This is a genomic window from Faecalibacterium sp. Marseille-P9312, from assembly GCF_902497445.1.
GTDB lineage: Bacteria > Bacillota > Clostridia > Oscillospirales > Ruminococcaceae > Faecalibacterium > Faecalibacterium longum.
The window spans coordinates 134,287-153,501 of record NZ_CABVEW010000002.1; the positions used below are offsets into that span (position 1 = coordinate 134,287).

A 19,215-nucleotide genomic window follows, 5' to 3' on the forward strand; every position below is an offset into this window, starting at 1 on the left:
ATAGCATATTTGCGATATGCAGTTTGCGGATGTTGCTTGTGCATTAAAAACGCAAACTGCTATATTTTACACGAACCAGCGACCCGACCACCTCGCAATGTGTGCTGTGGGGGAACATATCCACTGGCGTGAAGCCCTCGGCGCGGTAGCCTTGCTGGGTCAGGAGAGCGAGGTCGCGGGCCATCGTCTCGGGGTTGCAGCTGACGTAGACGATGCGCTTGGGGGCCATGCGGGCCACGCTCTCGAGGAAGGCGGGCGTCGAACCCTCCCGGGGCGGGTCCATGAAGACGACGTCGGCCTTCTGGCCCGCGTCGGCGGCTTCCCGGATCCATGCGGTGGCGTCAGCGGCAAAGAAGCGGGCGGTCTTCACGCCGTTGTGCTTTGCGTTGCCGATGGCGTCCCGGACGGCGTCCCGGTTCACTTCCACGCCCACCACCTGCCGGGCCTTGTCAGAGGCCGTCAGGCCGATGGTGCCGATGCCGCAGTAGGCGTCGAGGACGACTTCTTTGCCGGTGAGGTGGGCGGCATCGACGGCCAGCCCGTAGAGCACGGCGGTCTGGACGGGGTTCACCTGATAAAAGCTGCGGGGGCTGAGGGCGTAGGTCTTGCCGCAGAGGGTGTCGAGGATGAAGCCCTTGCCGTAGAGGACTTTTTCGTCCTCGCCCAAAACGACGCTGGTGCGGCGGGGATTGTAGTTCTGTACGACGGTGGTGACGGGGACGCCCCGCTTTTCGGCCTCGGCCAGCAGGGCTTTTACGAAGTTCTTCGCGCCGGGCAGCACGGGCTGGGCCGTGACCAGCACCACCATCACCTGACCGGTGGCGACGCCCCGGCGGAGCAGGCAGTGGCGGAGCAGGCCGGTGCCTTTGTCCTCGTGGAAGGGCTGGTAGCGGCAGGCGTTGGCGGCGGCGCGGACGGCCAGCATCACCTTATCCAGCACTTCATCCTGCAAAAGACAGCTCTCCACCGGCAGCACCTTGTGGGTGCGGGCCGCGTAGATGCCGGAGGTGAGTTTTCCACCGGCGGCGGGGGCAAAGGTGGAAATGACCTTGTTGCGGTAGTGGTAGGGCGTTTCCATCCCCCGGATGGGGGCGACAGGGCCGTATTTGCCCAGCAGGGCGCGGACGTCGGCCTCTTTCTTTTTGAGCTGTGCGGCGTATTCGGTGGCCAGCATCGGGCAGCCGCCGCAGTTTTTGGCGCGAAGTTTGCAATCCATACCTATATCCTCCGAATGCTTGACAAAGCAGTAAAAAATCACTATACTACAAATAGAAAAGGCACTGCGACAAGCGGTTGGCCCTTTTAGTGACTAAGGTTTATCAAGAAAACCGTCACCTGCCGGGGTGGCGGTTTTCGCTTTTCACTCTGATGGTAAAGACCAGTCCAAAAATATGGAACGTCAAAGTAATGGGCATATCTCTCACCTCCTTTCGGAAGTGGAGCCAACCGCCTGCCGTATGTGCAGCGCCTTTTCATCTGCTATCTTATCATAATATTTAACAGAATGCAACGCGAAAGCTCCCGTAATAGGGAGCTTTTTGTGTTATAAAGGCGGATGCTCAGCCGTACGGGTCATACAGGTCATATTCTTCCGCTTCTGCGTGCTTTTCGTTCAGCACGGCGATGGCCTGTTCCAGCTCGCTCTGGGAGCAGCCGCTCTCGCTCACCAGCGCCCGCACAGCCTGCGCGAGGTCGCCGCCAAAGACGGTGTCCAGCCGCTGGCGCATGGTGTAGACGCCGTAGGCCCGGCGGGTGACGGTGGGGGCGTAGAGGTTGTGGTTCTGCTCCTTGGTGCAGGTGACCCAGCCCTTCTCTTCTAGCCGGTATAAAAAGTTCAGCACGGTGGCGGCGGCCCAGCCTTTTTCGGCCAGACGCGCACCGATGTCCCGCCGCGACACGGGCGGTTTGCAGTCCCACAGGGCCAGAAGCACCTGTTCCTCCGCCGCCGAAAGGGCTTTCAGCCTGTCCGGAATGCCATACATGGGGGCCATCTCTCCTTTTTGAGTAAAAAACTTGATTTTACATTTGTCTTAGATACTGCGATTGTACCAAAAATCAGGAGAAAGGACAAGAGCAGAAAACCCAGCAGCCATGCGGTTCTCCACGAGCTATTTTACAAATGTCTCTGAAAATGTCCTCTGCACGGGGACATTTGTGCGCTTAGTACGCCCGCCCGGGCTTTGACGGCTCAACTTTGTGCAAAGATGCTCTTGTTTTGCACCCCCAAAAACCATTATACTACGGACAAATCCAGAGCACAACGCCCGAACGGGCCGTCAGATAGAGGAAAAGGAGAGAATCCGTCATGGCACGAGTTTATAATTTCAGCGCAGGTCCCAGCATGTTGCCCGAAAAGGTGCTCAGGCAGGCTCAGGCAGAGCTGCTCGAATACGGCGGCAGCGGCCAGAGCGTGATGGAGATGAGCCACCGCAGCAAGTGGTTCGACGCCATCATCACCGACACCGAAGCCACCCTGCGCCGGGTGATGAACATTCCCGATCATTATAAGGTCGGCTTCTTCCAGGGCGGCGCGACCCAGCAGTTCGCCATGGTGCCGCTGAACTTCATGACCACCGGCAAGGCCGACTACATCGTCACCGGCAACTTCTCCAACCTGGCCGCAAAGGAAGCCGCAAAGTTCGGTGAGGCCAGGATCGTCGCGTCCAGCAAGGATAAGAACTTCACCTACATCCCGGACGTGAACGCCATCGACTACGACAAGGATGCAAGCTACATCCACATCTGCCAGAACAACACCATCTTCGGCACCCAGTATGTCGAGGTGCCTCAGGTGGAGGGTGTGCCGCTGGTGGCGGATATGAGCTCCATGATCCTCTCCAAGCCCGTGGACGTCACCAAGTACGGCTGCATCTATTTCGGCGTCCAGAAGAACGTCGCCCCCGCCGGCATGGCCATCGCCATCGTCCGGGACGACCTGCTGGGTCACGCCGCCGACAATGTACCTACCATGATGAACTACACCACCCTGCTGGCCAAGGACAGCATGTACAATACGCCGCCCTGCTGGTGCATCTACATGACCGGTCTGGTGCTCAAGTATCTGGAAAACGACATCGGCGGCCTTGCCAATATGCAGAAGATCAACGAGGCCAAGGCCAAGGTCCTGTACGACTACCTCGATGGTCAGGACTTCTTCAATAATCCTGTGGAGCACCGCTACCGCAGCACCATGAACGTCACCTTCACCAGCCCTGACCCCGACCTCGACAAGAAGTTCTGCGCCGAGGCCGCAGACGCCGGTTTCGTCAACCTGAAGGGCCACCGCCTCGTGGGCGGTATGCGCGCCTCCATCTACAACGCAATGCCGGCCGAGGGCATCGACAAGCTGGTAGACTTCATGGAGAAGTTCCGCAAAGAGAATGCGTAATTTATACCGTCCTTGCCCTCTCAGTCACCTTCGGTGACAGCTCTCCCAAAGGGAGAGCCTGAACCTGACCGTCAGGCTTTTGCCTCTCCCTTTGGGAGAGGTGGATTTGCGAAGCAAAGACGGAGAGGGCAAGCCCGTTCCAAAAGGAGATCACACCTATGTATACGATAAAAACACTCAACGCCATCAGCCCGGTGGGTCTGGCAAAGCTGAACAAAAACCTGTTCGACGTCTCGGTGGACGCCGACGCCCCCGACGGCATCCTTGTCCGCAGCGCCGACCTGCTGAACACTACCTTCAATGACAACCTGCTGGCCATTGCCCGCGCCGGTGCCGGTGTCAACAATATTCCTCTTGACCGGTGCAGTGAGCAGGGTATCGTGGTGTTCAACACGCCCGGTGCCAACGCCAACGCTGTGGCGGAACTGGTCATCGGTATGCTCATCGCGGGCAGCCGCAATGTGGCTGCTGCCGCCCAGTGGACTCAGGGTCTTGCCGGTGACCCCGCCATGGCAAAGAGCGTGGAGAAGGGCAAAAAGCAGTTCGTGGGCAACGAGATCAAGGGCAAGACCCTCGGCGTCATCGGCCTGGGCGCTATCGGTTCCCGCGTCGCCAACTGCGCCATCGAGCTGGGGATGGAGGTCTACGGCTATGACCCCTATATCTCCATTGATGCTGCGTGGAACCTGAGCAGTCAGGTCCGTCACTGCGTCAACCTGAATGATATGCTGCCCCTCTGCGACTACATCACCGTCCATGTGCCGTATCTGCCCACCACCAAGGACACCATCAATGCCCAGACGCTGGCCCTCTGCAAGGACGGTGTCAAGCTGCTGAACTACGCCCGCGGTGAGCTGGTGAACACCGACGCCCTGCTGGAAGCCCTTGACACCGGCAAAGTGTCCAGCTATATGACCGACTTCCCCACGGAAGCTCTGCTGGGCCGTCCGGGTGTCATCTGCACGCCTCATCTGGGCGCTTCCACCCCGGAGGCCGAGGACAACTGCGCGGTCATGGCCGCACAGGAGATCAGCGACTACCTCAAGAACGGCAACATCACCCACTCGGTGAATATGCCCGAGGTGCATCAGCCCCGCGCCGGCGGCAAGCGCATCTGCATCATCCACAAGAACGAGCCGGGCATGATCAGCCAGATCACCGCCCTGACCACGGAGGCGGGCCTGAACATCGAGAACATGGTGAACAAGAGCAAGAAGAACATGGCCTACACCATGCTGGACGCCACCGGTGCCGTGAATGATGCACTGGCCGCGAAGCTCTCGGCCATCCCTGCCGTCATCCGGGTGCGTATCCTGTGATGCTGCGATAAAATTTTCTGAGGCCGCTGCCCTGCCGGGGCGGCGGTCTTTTTGCGAGCGGATACGCTTGAATCCCGTCATTGACCACAGCAGGGATTTGCGGTAAAATTATATCAGCCGGAGTGTCAGCCTGTGCGGCCCGCCCGGCTGAAGATGATGAATACAGGAGGTTTGTCCATATGAAGGCCAAAAGATTGCTTTCGCTGCTTCTCACAGCAGCCCTCATGCTGAGCATGATGACCCCGGTGCTGGCCGCCTCGGCAGAGACCGAATTGCCCCGCGCCTCTCAGACCCGGCTGGAAGAGACGAATGAAGTCGTCTCCATCCGTCTGCAGGCTACCGGCAAGCTGGTCTATGGCTCCCCGTTCGAGCTGTCGGTAGTCACCCGCCCGGCGGACGCGCAGTATATCGGCGTGGTGCTGGGCATCAAGGGCGAAGCCAAGGGCTACGTCACCCTCGTGCTCTCCGATAAGCTCCGCACCCTGCTCAAGATGATACCCCTGCCCCGCAAGATGTCCAAGACCCCTGACCAGGTAGAAGAGTTCAATGTCTACGCCTATGTCAAACAGCTCATCGACGGCAACGACGTCAGTGTGCTGCTGGGCGTGGCCGATGAGGTCGTCAAGGTGATGGATACCCTGAAATTCTATATCCCCACCCTGAAAGATATGTCCATGGGCCTGAAGCTCTCTCTCGAGCTCATCCGCCGCTACCTTCCCGAGGGTGCGTTCAGCCGCATCTATCTGGATGAGCAGCCCGTGGATTCGGGCAGCTATATCGCGGGTGCCGTGGCGCTGGAATCCGGCGATCTGAACACCGCCGGTGTGGCCATGTTCAAGATAAAGCCCAAGACCGAGGGCGTCCGCCTCTACTGGGCCGAAGACCTGCCCGCCGGGATGACGCTGGCCGAGGCTGAGGCACACAATGTCGGCGCTCTGCTGGAGTCGGACGGCGTGGTGGTCGATAATGCTAAGGTCACCTGTACTTATAAAAAGAAGGGCCTGTTCAGCAGCAAGTCCACGGAGTTCCCGACGCAGCCGGGTATCTACACCCAGACGGCAACAGTCTCCGGCAACTATTCCTGCGAGAAGATCACACGGACTATCGTTATCAATTAACATCAAAAGAAAACCCTCCTGTGCGTCAGCACGGGAGGTTTTTTTCTGTCTTATTTACATCCGGAACCGCCAGCCCCAGCCGCTGCCACAGCAGCAGTTGCAGAGCAGATTGAGCAAAATCATGCTCCAGCACCAGCGCATCAGCCCGCCGGGCTGGGCGTAGGTGGTCTGGGTGCGGTAGGTCTGGCCGGGATTCTGCATCCGGCGCAGGTGCATCTGGTACTCGGTGTTATTGGGGTCCAGCTGAACGGCGCGGCGGGCGTCCTGCAGCGCGTCGATGCTGTTGCCGAGGCCCTGATTGGCCAGCGAGGAGAGGTAGTACCACCGTGCCGAGCGGCTGTTCATGCCGTCCAGCACCCGGCGGGCCTCAGCGTAGCGGCCATTGGCTACAAAGTTGCGCGCCGCCTGCATCTCGGGGCTGTCAGAGCCGGAGTAGCTGGCCCCGCTCTGCTGCTGATAGCCGCCAAAACCGAATCCGAAACCAAACGGGTCGAACCCGAAGCCGAAATCGCCCTGCTGCCAGCCGTTCTGGCTGTAGCCCTGGTCGTATCCCTGCTGGTAGCCGCCCTGATAATAACCTTGCTGGCCGTAGCCGTAACCGCCGCCGGGCTGTCCGCCCATCTGGGGGCCGGTGTCGCCCTTGGTGATGGCGTCGTAAGCTGCCTGCACCTCTTTGAAGTGCTCTTCGGCGGTGGGGTCGTTGGGGTTCAGGTCAGGGTGCCAGCGCTTGCACTTGGCACGGTAGGCTTTCTTTATCTCGTCGTCGGTTGCGCCGCGCTGGATGCCCAGCACCTCATAGGGATCTCTCATGGGTCTACTTCCTCACGTCTCTCAGGCCATGCGCGGCCTTTTTGTTCCATACAATATTACAGTCTACAGGACAGTGCCTGCAAAATCAAGACAAAATCCGCCTTTTGGGCGGAATTGGTTACTTTTTTGGGGTCTCTTTGGCCTGTTTGCAGTTGTATTTGAGCCACACGCCGGAATACAGGATGTTCCGCAGAAGGTCCGCGTCCTCCACGCAGGGCAGACGCTCGAAGCTTCTGGCGCACCGGGCCAACAGCAGCTCAAAAATTTCCCGCATCTCTTCCTCGTAGCCGGGCTGACGGCTGAGGGTGCGCAGCGGATTGTATGCGCCCTTTTTCTCGTCCCGTGCCAGGTCATCGTAGGCGTCCAGCAGGTAGATGAATTTGCCCAGATGGAAGCCGATGCTCCGCAGCTCCGGCGACCAGTGGTCCTGCTTGTAGTCGAACAGCTCGGCCATCAATTCGCCGAAGCAGCCCGACACAGCGTCGAGGTCTTCGCTTCCCTCGGCTTCCAGCTGAGCCAGCCGGTCGAGGCAGGTGCGGATGGCGCTGCACTGTCGGGGCCAGCGCTGTGCGGCGGTCTGAGCAGGGGAGTCCAGCAGCTTTTCGAAGCCGAGGCCCAGCAGGCTGTGGTCGTCGTTCCATTTATCGGCGGCGTTGTAGTAGTGGAGCGCCACGCTCAGATCGGCGCAGTAGTCGGTGGGGCCGCTGTGCCGCCAATTTATCTTCCGGATGGGGTGGATGGGGCAGTGGCCGCTGCCGGTGACGCACTCGCTCTCACCCTCGTAGAGGCTGGAAAGCAGCAGATCCAGAAACGTCAGATCGTAACTCAGCGTCAGACGGCCCCGCAGGCCGTGGAGCGCACCGATGCGGCGGCAGAGGCCGCAGTAGGCCGTGCGGTAGCGGGCCTTGGCCTCGTCGTCCAGCGCGGCCTGATTCGGGATGACATATCCAAACATACGTTAGCTCTTCTTGATGAACTGGGTGCCGCAGCGGGGGCAGGAGATCTGGATGCGGCCCCGGCCCCGGGGAACGCGCAGCTTCTGGCGGCACTGGGGGCAGCGGTAATAGTGGTAGAGTCTGCGGTTGTCCCACTGGTCCTTCAGGCCGCTGAACTTATTGCGGATGCGGTCCTTCACGGCGTAGTATTTATAGTTTTCTTCGGTGCGCTTGGAGATGTTGCGGCTGAACATCCGGTAGTAGCACAAGCCCAGCAGCACCACGCCGACGTACAGCAGCAGCGGCAGACGGGTGAGGATATAGACCAGGATCAGCACGAGAGAGGCGATGTTCAAAAACTGGTTCAGACCATCGGTGCCGTAGCGGCCTATCATGAACTGGCGTATCTTTTCTTTCATAAACGTCCTTCCTCATAAAAGAGGGGCGGGTGCGCCGCCCTTCTGTGTTTTTCTGCTTTCAGGATACCATGCAACCATGAGAAAATTTTGAACAGAGTGCAAACCTATCGTAAAGAGACGGCATTTAAGGGCCGCTCACTCCTCCCGGCAGCGGATGGTGAGGAAAACTTCGGTGTCCAGGGCACCCTCCATCCGGCAGTGGAGCTTGGCCGGGCCGGCCTCGCCGGTGGTGGCGAGATAGGTGCCTGCCATGCCGCCCCGCAGAGGGACGACGCTGGGGCCGAGGATGCGCAGCGGCCCCTCTACGCTCAGCTGAACGGCCTCACCACAATAGGGCAGGAGGTTGCCGTTCTGGTCGATGGCCCGCAGGCTCACGGCGGCACAGTCCCAGGTGGGACCGTCGGTCAGGATGGGATTGTGGACGGTGCATTCCAGCCGGACGCTCTGCACCGGCTCCTTCACGACGGTGCGGACGGCCCGGCCATGCCACACGGCCTCGAAGCGGTAAACGGCAGCGGGGCTGCCCAGCACGCCGATATATTTGTAGTAAAGTTGCACCAGCTCGTTCCAGCTCAGGCGCAGCGAGTACATCCGCGCCCGGGACAGGGGCGAAAGCTCCATGGCGTCCCGGCGCATCTCGTTGAGGATGGCGGCCACCTGCGGCGCGGCAGTGCGGTCGATGCCCTCGTATTTCTCCAGCAGCAGGCCCACGAAATCGTGTATCTCGATGGGCGGGTGGGGCAGAGCCGCAAAGCGGCCCCGGCGGTCGGGGGTAAACTCGGCTACGAAGTCGTTGTCCCGGTAGAGCCGCAGGCTTTCGGCGTTGGTGAACGCCCAGCACGCCCCCGCAAAGCCGCCCGGATGGTCGCCCAGCGCCATGCTGGATGAGACTTCGAGCACGATGTCGGAGGGGGAGCGGGGCGTCTTCTGGCTGGCGTAGACGGCGGCAGAAAGCTTCGGGCTGCGGAACATATCCATCACACCCTGATAGCTGATGCGGTCGCCGCTGCCGAATTCGCGGTGGGTGTTGTAGTCGGTCATGCACCAGCCGAAGCTGCCCGCCACGCCCTGTTGAGCGATGGTGTCGTTGAGGACGGCGGCGTAGCGCAGGGCCTGCGCCAGGCGGTGGGGCTCGTCGTCGAAGGACTTGGCCGGGAACTGGGCGCCCTCGAACTCGCTGATGAGATAGCCTTTCCGGGTGTCGGGGGTGACGGCGGTGCGGGCCTCGCACCCGACGCCGCGCCCGTGGTAGGAGTAGTCGGTGTAGGCGTATACATCTTCCAGAAGCTGGCTGCGGCGGGTGCTGCGGGTGCCAGCCGTGGGGCGGGTGGGGTCGAGGCGGCGGACCGTCTCGTTGGTGCGCTTATAAAAGCTCTCGTCGTCGGCGCTGCCGCTGACCCGCACACCCCACAAAAAGATGCTGGGGTGGCTGCGGCACTGGCAGACCATCTCGCGGCAGTTCTGCAGAGCCTGTGCTTTCCAGATGTCGTCGCCGACGTGCTGCCAGCCGGGCATCTCCACAAAGACCAAAAGGCCCAGCTCGTCGCAGGCATCGAGGAAGGCGGGGCTGGGGGGCGTGGTGAGGCGCACGGCGTTGCAGCCCAGCTGCTTTTTCAGGAGCTGAGCGTCCAGACGCTGGATGCTGTCGGGCATGGCATAGCCCTGATAGGCGTAGCTCTGGCGGCGGTTGAGGCCCCGCAGCTCCACCCGCTGGCCGTTGAGGTAGAGCCCGCCTGCCACGAACTGCAGAGTGCGGAAGCCGAACCGGCAGCTTTTCTCGTCCAGCACCCGGTCGGGCAGGCCGCCGGTGCCGGGACGGATGAGCCGGACGGTCAGGGTGTAGAGGGTGGGGTGCTCGATGCTCCACGGATGGACGCTGTTCAGTGCGCCGGTGATGGGCAGCGACAGCTCGCCGGTGTAGAACGCCCGGCTGCCCGAGGGGCTGCGGATCTCGGCCTGTAACGTGCAGCCCACCGTCTCGCCCACGGTGGCCGTGTAGGTGCGGAAATCGCCCTCGGCCTTCGTCTCGATGAAGATGTCCCGCAGGTAGGCGGGCTCTTTCACGTCGAGGCAGACGGCGCGGCAGATGCCGCCGTAGGTCAGAAAGTCCATCTGCCCGCCGAAGGGCGGGATGTTCAAATCTTCGCGGCTGTCGCAGCGGACAGCCACCACGTTCTTCTGGCCCAGATGGAGAGCACTGGTCAGATCGACGGTAAATGCGGTGTAGCCGCAGCTGTGGTGGAACACCCGCCGCCCGTTGCAGAACACCGTGGCGTCATGGGCCACGGCTCCGAAGGTGAGCAGGACGGTGCGGCCCTCCCATTCTTTGGGCGCAAAAAACTCCCGCCGGTAGCCCGAAAGCTTCTGGTAGTCGTTCTCGTTGCAGTAATTGTAGGGCAGGGTCTTGACCGTGTGGGGCAGGCGCACCGGCTCAAGGGTCAGCTCCGGGCATTCCGGCCGCACGATGGCGGGGTCAAAGACCGGGGTGAAGAGCCAGCCGTCGTTCCAATCGTAGTGTTCCATGGCAAATGTTCTCCGTGGCAAAATACTTTAGTTCCTATGCTACCACAAAGTTATGAACGAAAAAAGAATCCGGGCCGGATTTTATCGGTTTCTGAATAAAATTTCAAAAAGAAGGGGCCGCGTTCCCGCCGGGAACGCGGCCCTTCTTTGAAAAAGCTCAGCGGATAAAGTTGGTCATGGGTCTGCGGGGATTCTCCGGGTGCTGGATGCCCGCGGCTTTGCCGGCCTCGATGCACCGGAGCAGCCAGGCCATGTTGCGGCCCAGCTCCTGCATGACGGCGCAGCCCTCGGCGTCCTGCAGCACCTGCTCGGGGTTCGAGCCGTGGACCATGGGCCAGTAGGAGCCGCTCACCAGAGGCATATGGAAGAACTCAGGGTACTTCACCAGCTGGTCAAGGGTGGATGTGGTGCCGGCGCGGCGGGCCGAGCAGCAGATGGCGGCGGGCTTGTAGGCCAGATACCTGCCGCCCGCGTAGGCGAGACGGTCCATGAAGCTGGTCATGTTGCCGGAGGCGGAAGCGTAATGCACCGGCGTGCCGAAGACAAAGGCGTCGGCAGTCTTGGCTTTCTCGATGGCCTCGTTGACCACGCCGCCGAAGACGCAGCCCTTGCCGGCAGCACAGCCGCCGCAGCCGATGCAGCCGCCCACGGGCTTTGTGCCGACGTTCAGGATCTCCGTCTCGATGCCGGCGGCATTCAGCTCCCCGGCGATGAGGCTCAGTGCGGTATAGGTGCAGCCCTTCTCGTGGGGGCTGCCGTTGATGAGCAGGACTTTCATGATAAATACTCTCCTTTTGTACGCCCGAAAAAGCGGCGTTCTGGTATGATTTTAGCACATTCATGACCGTAACGCAACGAATCATGACGCTGCCCTTGACAAAGACCGGCGGTATGACGATAATATGAAGTTACGATAACAGGAAAGACCCGAAGGAGGCCAAAACCATGCGAGTCATTGCAGGAGAAGCCCGCGGCAGACGGCTGGAAGCGCTGCCCGGCACGGATATTACCCGCCCCACCCTCGATCAGGTGAAGGAGGCGATGTTCAGCATCGTCCAGTTCGACCTGCCCGGAGCCCGTGTGCTGGACCTGTACGCAGGCAGCGGCCAGCTGGGCATTGAGGCGCTGAGCCGGGGCGCTGCCCGGTGCGTGTTTCTGGACGAGAACCGTGAGGCCGTGAACATCGTCATGAAGAACTGCAAGAACTGCGGCGTCTTTGACCGCAGCCGCGTCAATATCGGCGAAGCAGCCCGCTTCCTCTCGGCCTGCCGGGAACAGTTCGATCTGGTGCTGCTGGACCCGCCTTTCCACAACGGCACGCTGGAAAATATCCTCCCCATCGTGGACAAGTGCGTCGCCCCCGGCGGCATCGTCATCTGCGAGAGCGAGACGAAACTCGTCCTCCCCGCCGAAGTGGGCGGTTTACAGCTGAAGAAGCAGTATAAGTACGGCAAAGTCCTGCTCTGGAAATATGTGAGACCCATGGCAGACGCCGCAGAGGAAGAAGGAGAAGCGTGATGAACGTCAACGAGCTTTTGGATACCATCGAAGACCTGCTGGAAGAGAGCACCGGAATGCCCCTTTCGGGCGGCAAACGCATCGTGGATGTGGAACAAATTCGGGACTATCTCGATGACATCCGCGCAAACCTCCCCGTGGAGCTGCGTCAGGCCCAGTCCATCGTCGGCGACCGCGCCCAGCTCATCGAGTCGGCCAACGCGCAGGCACAGGCCATCGTCAAGAAGGCAGAAGAGCGCGCCCGCATCCTCGTGAGCGAGGCCGAGATCGTCCGCGCCGCCCAGCAGCGTGCGTCCGAGATCGTCTCCGCTGCCCAGACCGAGGCCCGCACCGTCCGCCAGACGGTCACGGATTACTGCGATAATATGCTGAAAACCACCGAGGAGACGATGTCTGAGAACGCCGCCCAGGTGAAAAATGTCCGCGCGAACCTGCGCCAGAACCCCCGCCGCGGCGTGTGATGAGCCGCTCCTGACCTGAATCCAGTCCCCTGCGAGTAAAAATGACGATTCGCAGGGGCTTTTTTTGTAACATTTTGTAGGAAAAAAGCGCAGGAAAAAACTTGCATTCGGCGTTTCGATTTGCTAAAATAAAATAGAGTCGTCAGGTATCTTGACAGAGCAGAAAACGGGACAAACTCCCCGGGAGATGTCCGGCGTATCGGACGGCTCGGAACACGAAACGAAAGGAGGCTGGGCGCGATGACTCAGACAGAAGATTTGGCACAGTTCGACCCGGCCTCGTTTGAGCATATCCCCGTGCTTCTGAACGAGTGCCTCGACGGACTGAACATCGACCCGGCAGGCACCTATCTCGACGGCACGGCGGGCGGCGCGGGACACTCCCGCCCGATCGCCCTCCGGCTGGACGGCGCAAAAGGCGGGCGGCTCGTCTCCCTCGACCAGGACCCCGACGCGGGGCAGACCGCCAGGGCGCGGCTGGCCGGGCTCCCCGCCACGGGGGGGCAGATAAACTTCCGCTATGCCGGACAAGCCCTCGAGAGCCTCGGCATCGAGAAGATAAACGGTGCGCTGCTGGACCTCGGCGTTTCCAGCCACCAGCTGGACGACGCGGCCCGGGGCTTTTCGTACCGGGCAGACGCCCCGCTGGACATGCGGATGAGCCAGCAGGGGGAGACGGCGGCAGACCTCGTGAACACCGCCAGCCGGGAAGAGCTCTCCCGCATCCTGCGGGACTACGGCGAAGAGCCCTATGCGTGGCAGATCGCCGGCCACATCGTGGAGGCCCGCGAGACAGCCCCCATCGAGACGACTTTGCAGCTGGCCGACATCGTGGCCGGCGCCATGCCGCCTGCGGAGCGGCGCAAGAACAAGAATCCTTCGCGGCGCACCTTTCAGGCGCTGCGTATCGCGGTCAACCACGAGCTGGACGCTCTGGAGGAAGGTCTGGATACCATCTTCGACCACCTTGCCCCGGGCGGAAGGCTGTGTGTGATCACCTTCCATTCGCTGGAGGACCGGCTGGTGAAAAATAAGTTCCGCCGCTGGTCCACCGCCTGCACCTGCCCGCCGGAGTTCCCGGTCTGCGTCTGCGGCGGCAAGGCGAAGGCAAAGCTCATTACCCGGAAGCCCATCGAGGCCGACAAGCAGGAACTGGAGGAGAACCGGCGCAGCCGTTCTGCCCATCTGCGCGTTTTGGAGAAACTCTGAGCCGGATAAGATGCCGCTCAATGTAAGAGGAGGAGATCAACTATGGGTCAGCCAGCTTATGATATGTCGTCTGAGGTGCGTCGCAGAAAAGCGCCTCAGACTCAGCGCAAGGTCGCACTGCGGGTGGAAAAGGGCGGCAAACGCCGTCTCAGCCCGTTCCAGGCGGCCATGCAGCACGCACTTCAACTGATCTCGATGGCGCTGCTGGCAGGCTTTGCGGTAAGCCTGCTGTGGAGCGAGGCCCAGCTGGTGGAGGTCAACGACCAGATCCAGAAGGCCAAAGCGGAACTCGTGAGCGAGCAGAGCCAGTACACCTACTATAACAGTGTCCTCAACAGCAAGACCAACATCACCAGCGTGGAAGAAGTGGCCGGGCGGCTGGGCCTCATGAAGATGGACCAGAGCCAGCTCACCTACATCCGCCTCGACAGCGACAGTGTGCTGGTGCGCAGGGAGTCGGCTGTCCACCAGTGGACGGATTTCCTGCACGACGGTGCCATGACCATTCTGGCCTCCGTCCGCAGCGTAAAATAAGCAAACAGACAGAAAAGCGTGCGGCAGCGCACGCTTTTCTGGTTTCTGCAGGAGAATACCATGCAAAACAAGCCCTCCAACGACCAGCATAAGAGCATCTACTACCGCCTCCGCCGCAGCGACCCGCACGAGCGCCTCAGTGCGCGGCTGCGGCATTTCAGCTTCGGCGCGGCGGTATTTTTTGTAGTGGCGGCTGCGGGCATCGTCACCCACAGCCTGTATAACATCCAGATAAAACAGGGCGCGACCTTCCGCCAGTATGCGGCCCAGCAGCAGCTGCTGGACAGCACCATCCAGGCCACCCGCGGCGAGATCTACGACGCCTCCGGCATCACGCTGGCGTCCACCAGCGTAGTATGGACCATCTGGGCCGACCCCAGCTACAGCACGGCCCTCTTCACCAGCCAGACCGTCGAGGAGACGGGTGAGGCTGTCAAGACCGTGGACGAGACGACGCTGGCCGATGTGAGCCGCCAGCTCACCCTGCGGCTGCTCTCCGGCGACGGCGAGAGTCTGGACAGCGTAGATACCTCCTCGGCGGAATATCAGACCCAGTACCAGACCGTCCACGACGCGCTGGCCAAGAACGGCTCGTCCTATCAGGTGCTGGCCACCAAGGTGAACAATGCCGTCAAGCTCTCCATCGAGAAATACATCAGCGAATATAATAAAGACCACGCCAAGGCCAAGACTCTGGAAGACGGCACCGTCATCAAGAAGGGCCGTGTCTCCGTCTCTTCGTCCAAGAGCTTCCAGCGCGACTACCCCTACGGCGCGTTCGCCGCATCGGTGCTGGGCTTCTGCAACGGCGACGGCGAGGGCTTCTACGGCCTCGAAAAATCCTACAATGACACCCTCGCGGGCGTCAATGGCCGCACCATCACCCTCCGCAATGCCTACGGCAACGCCATCGCCGACGCCAACGCCACCACTTACGCCGCCAAGGACGGCTCCAATCTGGTGCTGTCGCTGGACGTCAATGTGCAGGAGGTCGTGGAGCGCTACCTCAACGAGGCCATCTACGCCAACACGGTCGAGAACCGCGGCGCGGCCATCGTCATGAACGTCAAGACCGGTGCCATCCTTGCCATGGCCTCGAAGCCTGACTTCGACCCCAACGCTCCGCTGGATTTCAGCGAGAATCTGGCCTATCTGAATGAGCAGGTGAACGCCGAGCCGGAGATCTACACCATCTACAAGAAAGACGCCAATGGCAGCTATCTCCGGGACGAGCAGGGCAAGAAGATACCGGAAGAGGACCCCGACTACACCGGAACCTACCGCGACATCCAGTGGAAGAACAAGACCATCACCGAGCTGTACTACCCCGGAAGCGTCTTCAAGGTCATCACGGCTGCCATGGGTGTGGACTCGGGCAAGGCCACCTATTACACCACCTTCAACTGCTCCGGTGCCTACGGCGTGGCGAAAGAGACGTATCACTGCGCCGGTAAGAAGTCCCACGGCGTCCAGAACCTCGCCGAGGCCCTCCGGAACAGCTGCAACATCTACTTCATCCAGCTGGGTCAGCGGCTGGGTCCCAGCGTCTTCTACGACTACTTCGACGCGTTCGGCTTCACCGAGCGCACCGGCGTGGACCTGCCCAACGAGACGGGCATGATGAAGTATTACACCAAGAGCCAGCTGGGCGAGGTCGAGCTTTCGTCTTCCGCCTTCGGTCAGGCAATGGCTGTGACCCCGCTGCAGGTCTGCACCGCCGTCTCGGCAGCCGTCAACGGCGGCTACCTCGTCACCCCTCATGTGGTGGATAAGATAACCGACCAGAACGGCAATGTCGTCGAGGAGATCGGCGCGAACGTCCGCCGCCAGGTCATCAGCAAGAGCGCCAGCGAGACCATCCGCCAGATCATGGAATACGAGGTCGGCGACGGCACCACCACCGGCGGCGGCTCCAACGCCTACGTCGCGGGCTACCGCATCGGCGGCAAGTCCGGTACGTCCGAGCAGCTGAACATGGAGCGCCGCGCCGACGGCGACTACAAGAAGGTCGCCTCCTTTGCCGCCGTCCTGCCCGCCAACGACCCCGAAATTCTGGTCTACGTCATGCTGGACGACCCCAACAACGCCAGCACCGACTATTCGTCCATCCTGGCTGCGCCTGTGGTCGGCAACATCATCAGTGAGATAGCCCCCTATCTGGGCATTGCCACCGACGGCATCGACCGCAGCCAGAACACCGTCAAGGTGCCGAACCTCGTGGGCAAGGAGTGGAGCAATGCGCAGGTCTCCCTGAATACCAAGGGCCTCAAGCATCAGCTCGTGGAGAGCGAGAGCGACCAGACCGCCGCCGTCGTCACCTACCAGTACCCCCACGCGGGCGCAGCGGTGGCCAGCGGCACCACCATCTATCTTTACACCGATACCTATTCCGGCAGCCACACGGAAGTGCCGGACGTCAGCGGTAAGAGTGCCGACTTTGCCCGCCAGATGCTGACCGCCGCCGGCCTGAACTGTCAGGTGGCGGGCGACAGCGCCGGTACCGTGCAGAGCCAGAGCGAGGCCGCCGGCTCCAGCGTCCAGAAAGGCACCGTCGTCACCATCACTTGCGGATAAGGAGATTTATTATGGAAAAAATCGCAGCAGACCTGCTTTTGAAGGGCCTTGCCCCCGAGGGCTTCGCCGACAGCCAGCCCATCGGCCTCGTGACCACCGACAGCCGCGAGGTCTGCCCCGGCTGCATCTTTGTGGCTTTCCCCGGTGAGCGCTTCGACGGCCACGATTTCGCGGCCAGGGCGCTGGAAGAGGGCGCGGCCTATGTCGTCCTCAACCACCCGATGGAGGGCGTCCCGGCTGAACGGCGGGTTATCAGCCCCGACAGCTACCACGCCATGATGGTCATGGGCGCGAACTACCGCAGCCAGTTCCACCCGAAGGTGGTGGGCGTCACCGGCAGCGTGGGAAAGACCACCACCAAGCAGATGACCTACGCCGCCATCGCGGGCTTTGGCAATACCATCAAGACCGAGGGCAACCAGAACAATGAGCTGGGCCTGCCCCGCACCATCTTCCGCATCGGCAGGGATACGGAGTACGCTGTCGTCGAGATGGGCATGAGCCACGCCGGGGAGATCGAGCGTCTGGCAAAGTGCGCCCGCCCCGATGTGGGCATCATCACCTGCATCGGCGTGTCCCACATCGGCAATCTGGGCAGTCAGGAGAACATCTGCAAGGCGAAGCTGGAGATCTGCGCCGGCCTTGCCGAGGGTTCGCCCCTCGTGCTCAACGGCGACGACCCCTTCCTGCGCAAAGCCGCTCTGCCCACCCATGTCCGGCCCGTGTGGTTCAGCCTCGGCGACGAGAACGTCGACGTCTGCGCCCTCGATGTCCGGCAGGAGGGCGACGGCATGGCCTTCACCCTCTGCGATAAAAATGCAGGCCGCTATGAGGTGACGATTCCTGCGATGGGCCGCCACAACGTGGCGAACGCGCTGGCCGCTTACGCCGCCGCCACCCGTCTGGGCCTCGCGCCCGAGGGCGTCATCGCGGGTCTGGCCGATTTCGAGCAGACCGGTATGCGCCAGAAGGTGGTCCACGCAGGCAGCATGGACGTCATCGAGGACTGCTACAACGCCAACCCCGACAGCATGAAGGCCGCGCTGGCGATGTTCAAAGAGTACCCCTGCAAGCGCCGCTTCGCTCTGCTGGGCGATATGCTGGAACTGGGCGGGATGAGCGCGCCCGCCCATGAAGAGCTGGGCCGTCAGGCCGCAGAGGCCGGGCTGACCGCCCTTGTCACCTACGGCCCCGAGGCCGCACGGACGGCAAAGGCTGCAAAGGACGCGGGCCTCGCCGACGTCGTCCACGCCGAGGATTACAGCCGAGCCGCAGACGCTCTGCTGGCCCGGATGGCCCCGGGCGACGCTCTGCTGGTGAAGGCCAGCCGGGGCATGGCGCTGGAAAAGGCGCTGGCCCTGTTTTATCCCGTCTGCACAAAGTAAAACACTTGGAGTATCGTTATTATGATTCGTTTTGCCTTGATCGTCGCCTCAACGCTGGGGTTCGTCCTCACGGCGGCGCTCGGGAATTTGATGACGCCGCTGCTGCGGGCGTTCCGCGTCCAGCAGGAGGAAAATGAGCCGCCCACGATGGGCGGGCTCTGCCTGATGGTGGGGACGCTGGCGGCGGTGGGCGTCGGCTGGACAGCGGCCTGTGTCGCCCAGCCGGAGCTGCTGGGGACCGAGAGCCTGCTGACCACCCGGCTGCTCATCGCCCTGTTCGGGGCGCTCTGCTTCGGGGCCGTGGGCCTGGCGGACGATCTGGTCCGGCTGCGGCATCGGTCGCCGCTGGGGCTGCGCCGCCCGGTGCGGCTGGCGCTGGAAGCAGCCTCCGGCACGCTGGTGCTGGCCCTGCTGGGACTGAACCACTGCCTGCCCGACGGGCTGGCCCTGCCGGGCGTCGGCTACTGCACCCTCGGGCCGCTGGCCCCGGTGGTCTGGCTGGCGATTTTAGTGGCGCTGGCCGAGAGCGCCCGCACCGCCGACGGCATGGACGGCACGGTCTGCGGCTGCGCCTTCATCGCCATGCTGGGCCTCATGACGGCCATGACCCTCCTGGGCTGGTTCCCGCTGGGGGTCCTCCCGGCGGCGCTGGCCGGGGCATTGATGGCCTTCCTGCTCTGGAATTTCTACCCCGCAAAGCTCCGCCCCGGTGCGGTGGGGTGCCAGTTTCTAGCCGGTGCGCTGGGCTGTGTGCCGCTGAGCGTCGGCTGGCCCGGGCTGACGCTCCCGCTGGCCCTGCCCTACTGGCTGGAGGGCGGCATGGTGGCTCTGCAGATCATCGTCTGGAAAGCCTCCGGCGGGCGGCGGCAGCTGTTCGGCACCGCGCCGCTCCACCGCTGGCTGGAAAAGCGGGGCTTTGACCCGGTGAATATCTTTTATATTTTTGGAGTCCTGGCGATGCTGGGCCTTGCGCTGACCTTGCAGGCAGCGCGGGCCAGCTGAGCCGGGACCCGATAAGGAGG

Annotated in this window: 16 protein-coding genes and 1 pseudogene; 10 read left to right on the forward strand and 7 right to left on the reverse strand. The window is 62.0% G+C overall.

Annotated features, from left to right (window positions below; all coding sequences use genetic code 11):
* Positions 1 to 43 precede the first annotated feature (43 nt).
* Both rlmD and F3G95_RS02080 read right to left on the reverse strand, forming a co-directional pair.
* Positions 44 to 1,216 (reverse strand): 23S rRNA (uracil(1939)-C(5))-methyltransferase RlmD, encoded by a 1,173-nt coding sequence (gene rlmD / locus F3G95_RS02075; RefSeq protein WP_149793618.1) that lies wholly within the window; start codon positions 1,214 to 1,216, stop codon positions 44 to 46.
* Positions 1,217 to 1,559: 343 nt separating this feature from the next.
* Positions 1,560 to 1,982: a BlaI/MecI/CopY family transcriptional regulator gene (locus F3G95_RS02080; RefSeq protein WP_149793619.1), complete on the reverse strand. Its 423-nt coding sequence runs from the start codon at positions 1,980 to 1,982 to the stop codon at positions 1,560 to 1,562.
* Between the two features lie 323 nt (positions 1,983 to 2,305).
* Here F3G95_RS02080 and serC point away from each other — a divergent pair, with 323 nt between their 5' ends.
* The 3 genes from serC to F3G95_RS02095 all read left to right on the forward strand — a co-directional run bounded on the left by serC (position 2,306) and on the right by F3G95_RS02095 (position 5,825).
* Positions 2,306 to 3,388, forward strand: coding sequence for a 3-phosphoserine/phosphohydroxythreonine transaminase (serC, locus tag F3G95_RS02085; RefSeq protein WP_149793620.1), 1,083 nt, complete (start codon positions 2,306 to 2,308; stop codon positions 3,386 to 3,388).
* 158 nt (positions 3,389 to 3,546) lie between these two features.
* Positions 3,547 to 4,707 (forward strand): phosphoglycerate dehydrogenase, encoded by a 1,161-nt coding sequence (locus tag F3G95_RS02090; protein ID WP_149793621.1) that lies wholly within the window; start codon positions 3,547 to 3,549, stop codon positions 4,705 to 4,707.
* Positions 4,708 to 4,886: 179 nt separating this feature from the next.
* Positions 4,887 to 5,825: a hypothetical protein gene (locus tag F3G95_RS02095; protein WP_149793622.1), complete on the forward strand. Its 939-nt coding sequence runs from the start codon at positions 4,887 to 4,889 to the stop codon at positions 5,823 to 5,825.
* A 54-nt stretch (positions 5,826 to 5,879) separates the two neighbouring features.
* Here the strand turns inward: F3G95_RS02095 and F3G95_RS02100 are convergent, their stop codons facing one another.
* The 5 genes from F3G95_RS02100 to F3G95_RS02120 form a co-directional block, all read right to left on the reverse strand.
* Positions 5,880 to 6,635 (reverse strand): J domain-containing protein, encoded by a 756-nt coding sequence (locus tag F3G95_RS02100; protein WP_149793623.1) that lies wholly within the window; start codon positions 6,633 to 6,635, stop codon positions 5,880 to 5,882.
* A 118-nt stretch (positions 6,636 to 6,753) separates the two neighbouring features.
* Positions 6,754 to 7,590, reverse strand: a complete 837-nt coding sequence (locus tag F3G95_RS02105) for a DUF5685 family protein (protein WP_149793624.1) — start codon at positions 7,588 to 7,590, stop codon at positions 6,754 to 6,756.
* A gap of 3 nt (positions 7,591 to 7,593) precedes the next feature.
* Complete coding sequence (locus F3G95_RS02110) at positions 7,594 to 7,989, reverse strand: hypothetical protein (RefSeq protein ID WP_149793625.1); 396 nt, start codon at positions 7,987 to 7,989, stop codon at positions 7,594 to 7,596.
* 135 nt (positions 7,990 to 8,124) lie between these two features.
* Positions 8,125 to 10,512, reverse strand: coding sequence for a glycoside hydrolase family 2 TIM barrel-domain containing protein (locus F3G95_RS02115; protein WP_149793626.1), 2,388 nt, complete (start codon positions 10,510 to 10,512; stop codon positions 8,125 to 8,127).
* A gap of 157 nt (positions 10,513 to 10,669) precedes the next feature.
* Entirely contained in the window at positions 10,670 to 11,290 is a 621-nt protein-coding gene (locus F3G95_RS02120; protein WP_149793627.1) for a flavodoxin family protein, read from the reverse strand.
* 155 nt (positions 11,291 to 11,445) lie between these two features.
* Here F3G95_RS02120 and rsmD point away from each other — a divergent pair.
* From rsmD to F3G95_RS02155, 7 genes and pseudogenes are all read left to right on the forward strand, one after another.
* Positions 11,446 to 12,030 (forward strand): annotated as a pseudogene (gene rsmD, locus F3G95_RS02125) (16S rRNA (guanine(966)-N(2))-methyltransferase RsmD); the annotation flags it as partial.
* Positions 12,030 to 12,491: an ATP synthase F0 subunit B gene (locus tag F3G95_RS02130; protein ID WP_149793628.1), complete on the forward strand. Its 462-nt coding sequence runs from the start codon at positions 12,030 to 12,032 to the stop codon at positions 12,489 to 12,491. The pseudogene rsmD and the gene F3G95_RS02130, both read left to right, overlap by 1 nt.
* A 240-nt stretch (positions 12,492 to 12,731) precedes the next feature.
* Positions 12,732 to 13,700: a 16S rRNA (cytosine(1402)-N(4))-methyltransferase RsmH gene (gene rsmH / locus F3G95_RS02135; RefSeq protein ID WP_149793629.1), complete on the forward strand. Its 969-nt coding sequence runs from the start codon at positions 12,732 to 12,734 to the stop codon at positions 13,698 to 13,700.
* A 42-nt stretch (positions 13,701 to 13,742) separates the two neighbouring features.
* Complete coding sequence (locus tag F3G95_RS02140; RefSeq protein WP_149793630.1) at positions 13,743 to 14,234, forward strand: cell division protein FtsL; 492 nt, start codon at positions 13,743 to 13,745, stop codon at positions 14,232 to 14,234.
* A 60-nt stretch (positions 14,235 to 14,294) separates the two neighbouring features.
* Positions 14,295 to 16,808 (forward strand): penicillin-binding protein 2, encoded by a 2,514-nt coding sequence (locus tag F3G95_RS02145; protein ID WP_149793631.1) that lies wholly within the window; start codon positions 14,295 to 14,297, stop codon positions 16,806 to 16,808.
* Positions 16,809 to 16,819: 11 nt separating this feature from the next.
* Positions 16,820 to 18,193, forward strand: coding sequence for a UDP-N-acetylmuramoyl-tripeptide--D-alanyl-D-alanine ligase (gene murF / locus F3G95_RS02150; RefSeq protein ID WP_149793632.1), 1,374 nt, complete (start codon positions 16,820 to 16,822; stop codon positions 18,191 to 18,193).
* 21 nt (positions 18,194 to 18,214) lie between these two features.
* The gene (locus F3G95_RS02155; protein WP_243130247.1) at positions 18,215 to 19,195 is read left to right on the forward strand and encodes a glycosyl transferase family 4; all 981 of its coding nucleotides are present in this window, start codon (positions 18,215 to 18,217) and stop codon (positions 19,193 to 19,195) included.
* The last annotated feature ends 20 nt before the right edge of the window (positions 19,196 to 19,215 follow it).

What these genes read in the sequence shown, in the direction of transcription:
- rlmD (WP_149793618.1), bottom strand. Translation starts at nt 1,216, where the DNA reads ATGGATTGCAAACTTCGCGCCAAAAACTGCGGCGGCTGCCCGATGCTG.
- F3G95_RS02080 (WP_149793619.1), bottom strand. Translation starts at nt 1,982, where the DNA reads ATGTATGGCATTCCGGACAGGCTGAAAGCCCTTTCGGCGGCGGAGGAA.
- serC (WP_149793620.1), top strand. Translation starts at nt 2,306, where the DNA reads ATGGCACGAGTTTATAATTTCAGCGCAGGTCCCAGCATGTTGCCCGAA.
- F3G95_RS02090 (WP_149793621.1), top strand. Translation starts at nt 3,547, where the DNA reads ATGTATACGATAAAAACACTCAACGCCATCAGCCCGGTGGGTCTGGCA.
- F3G95_RS02095 (WP_149793622.1), top strand. Translation starts at nt 4,887, where the DNA reads ATGAAGGCCAAAAGATTGCTTTCGCTGCTTCTCACAGCAGCCCTCATG.
- F3G95_RS02100 (WP_149793623.1), bottom strand. Translation starts at nt 6,635, where the DNA reads ATGAGAGATCCCTATGAGGTGCTGGGCATCCAGCGCGGCGCAACCGAC.
- F3G95_RS02105 (WP_149793624.1), bottom strand. Translation starts at nt 7,590, where the DNA reads ATGTTTGGATATGTCATCCCGAATCAGGCCGCGCTGGACGACGAGGCC.
- F3G95_RS02110 (WP_149793625.1), bottom strand. Translation starts at nt 7,989, where the DNA reads ATGAAAGAAAAGATACGCCAGTTCATGATAGGCCGCTACGGCACCGAT.
- F3G95_RS02115 (WP_149793626.1), bottom strand. Translation starts at nt 10,512, where the DNA reads ATGGAACACTACGATTGGAACGACGGCTGGCTCTTCACCCCGGTCTTT.
- F3G95_RS02120 (WP_149793627.1), bottom strand. Translation starts at nt 11,290, where the DNA reads ATGAAAGTCCTGCTCATCAACGGCAGCCCCCACGAGAAGGGCTGCACC.
- F3G95_RS02130 (WP_149793628.1), top strand. Translation starts at nt 12,030, where the DNA reads ATGAACGTCAACGAGCTTTTGGATACCATCGAAGACCTGCTGGAAGAG.
- rsmH (WP_149793629.1), top strand. Translation starts at nt 12,732, where the DNA reads ATGACTCAGACAGAAGATTTGGCACAGTTCGACCCGGCCTCGTTTGAG.
- F3G95_RS02140 (WP_149793630.1), top strand. Translation starts at nt 13,743, where the DNA reads ATGGGTCAGCCAGCTTATGATATGTCGTCTGAGGTGCGTCGCAGAAAA.
- F3G95_RS02145 (WP_149793631.1), top strand. Translation starts at nt 14,295, where the DNA reads ATGCAAAACAAGCCCTCCAACGACCAGCATAAGAGCATCTACTACCGC.
- murF (WP_149793632.1), top strand. Translation starts at nt 16,820, where the DNA reads ATGGAAAAAATCGCAGCAGACCTGCTTTTGAAGGGCCTTGCCCCCGAG.
- F3G95_RS02155 (WP_243130247.1), top strand. Translation starts at nt 18,215, where the DNA reads ATGATTCGTTTTGCCTTGATCGTCGCCTCAACGCTGGGGTTCGTCCTC.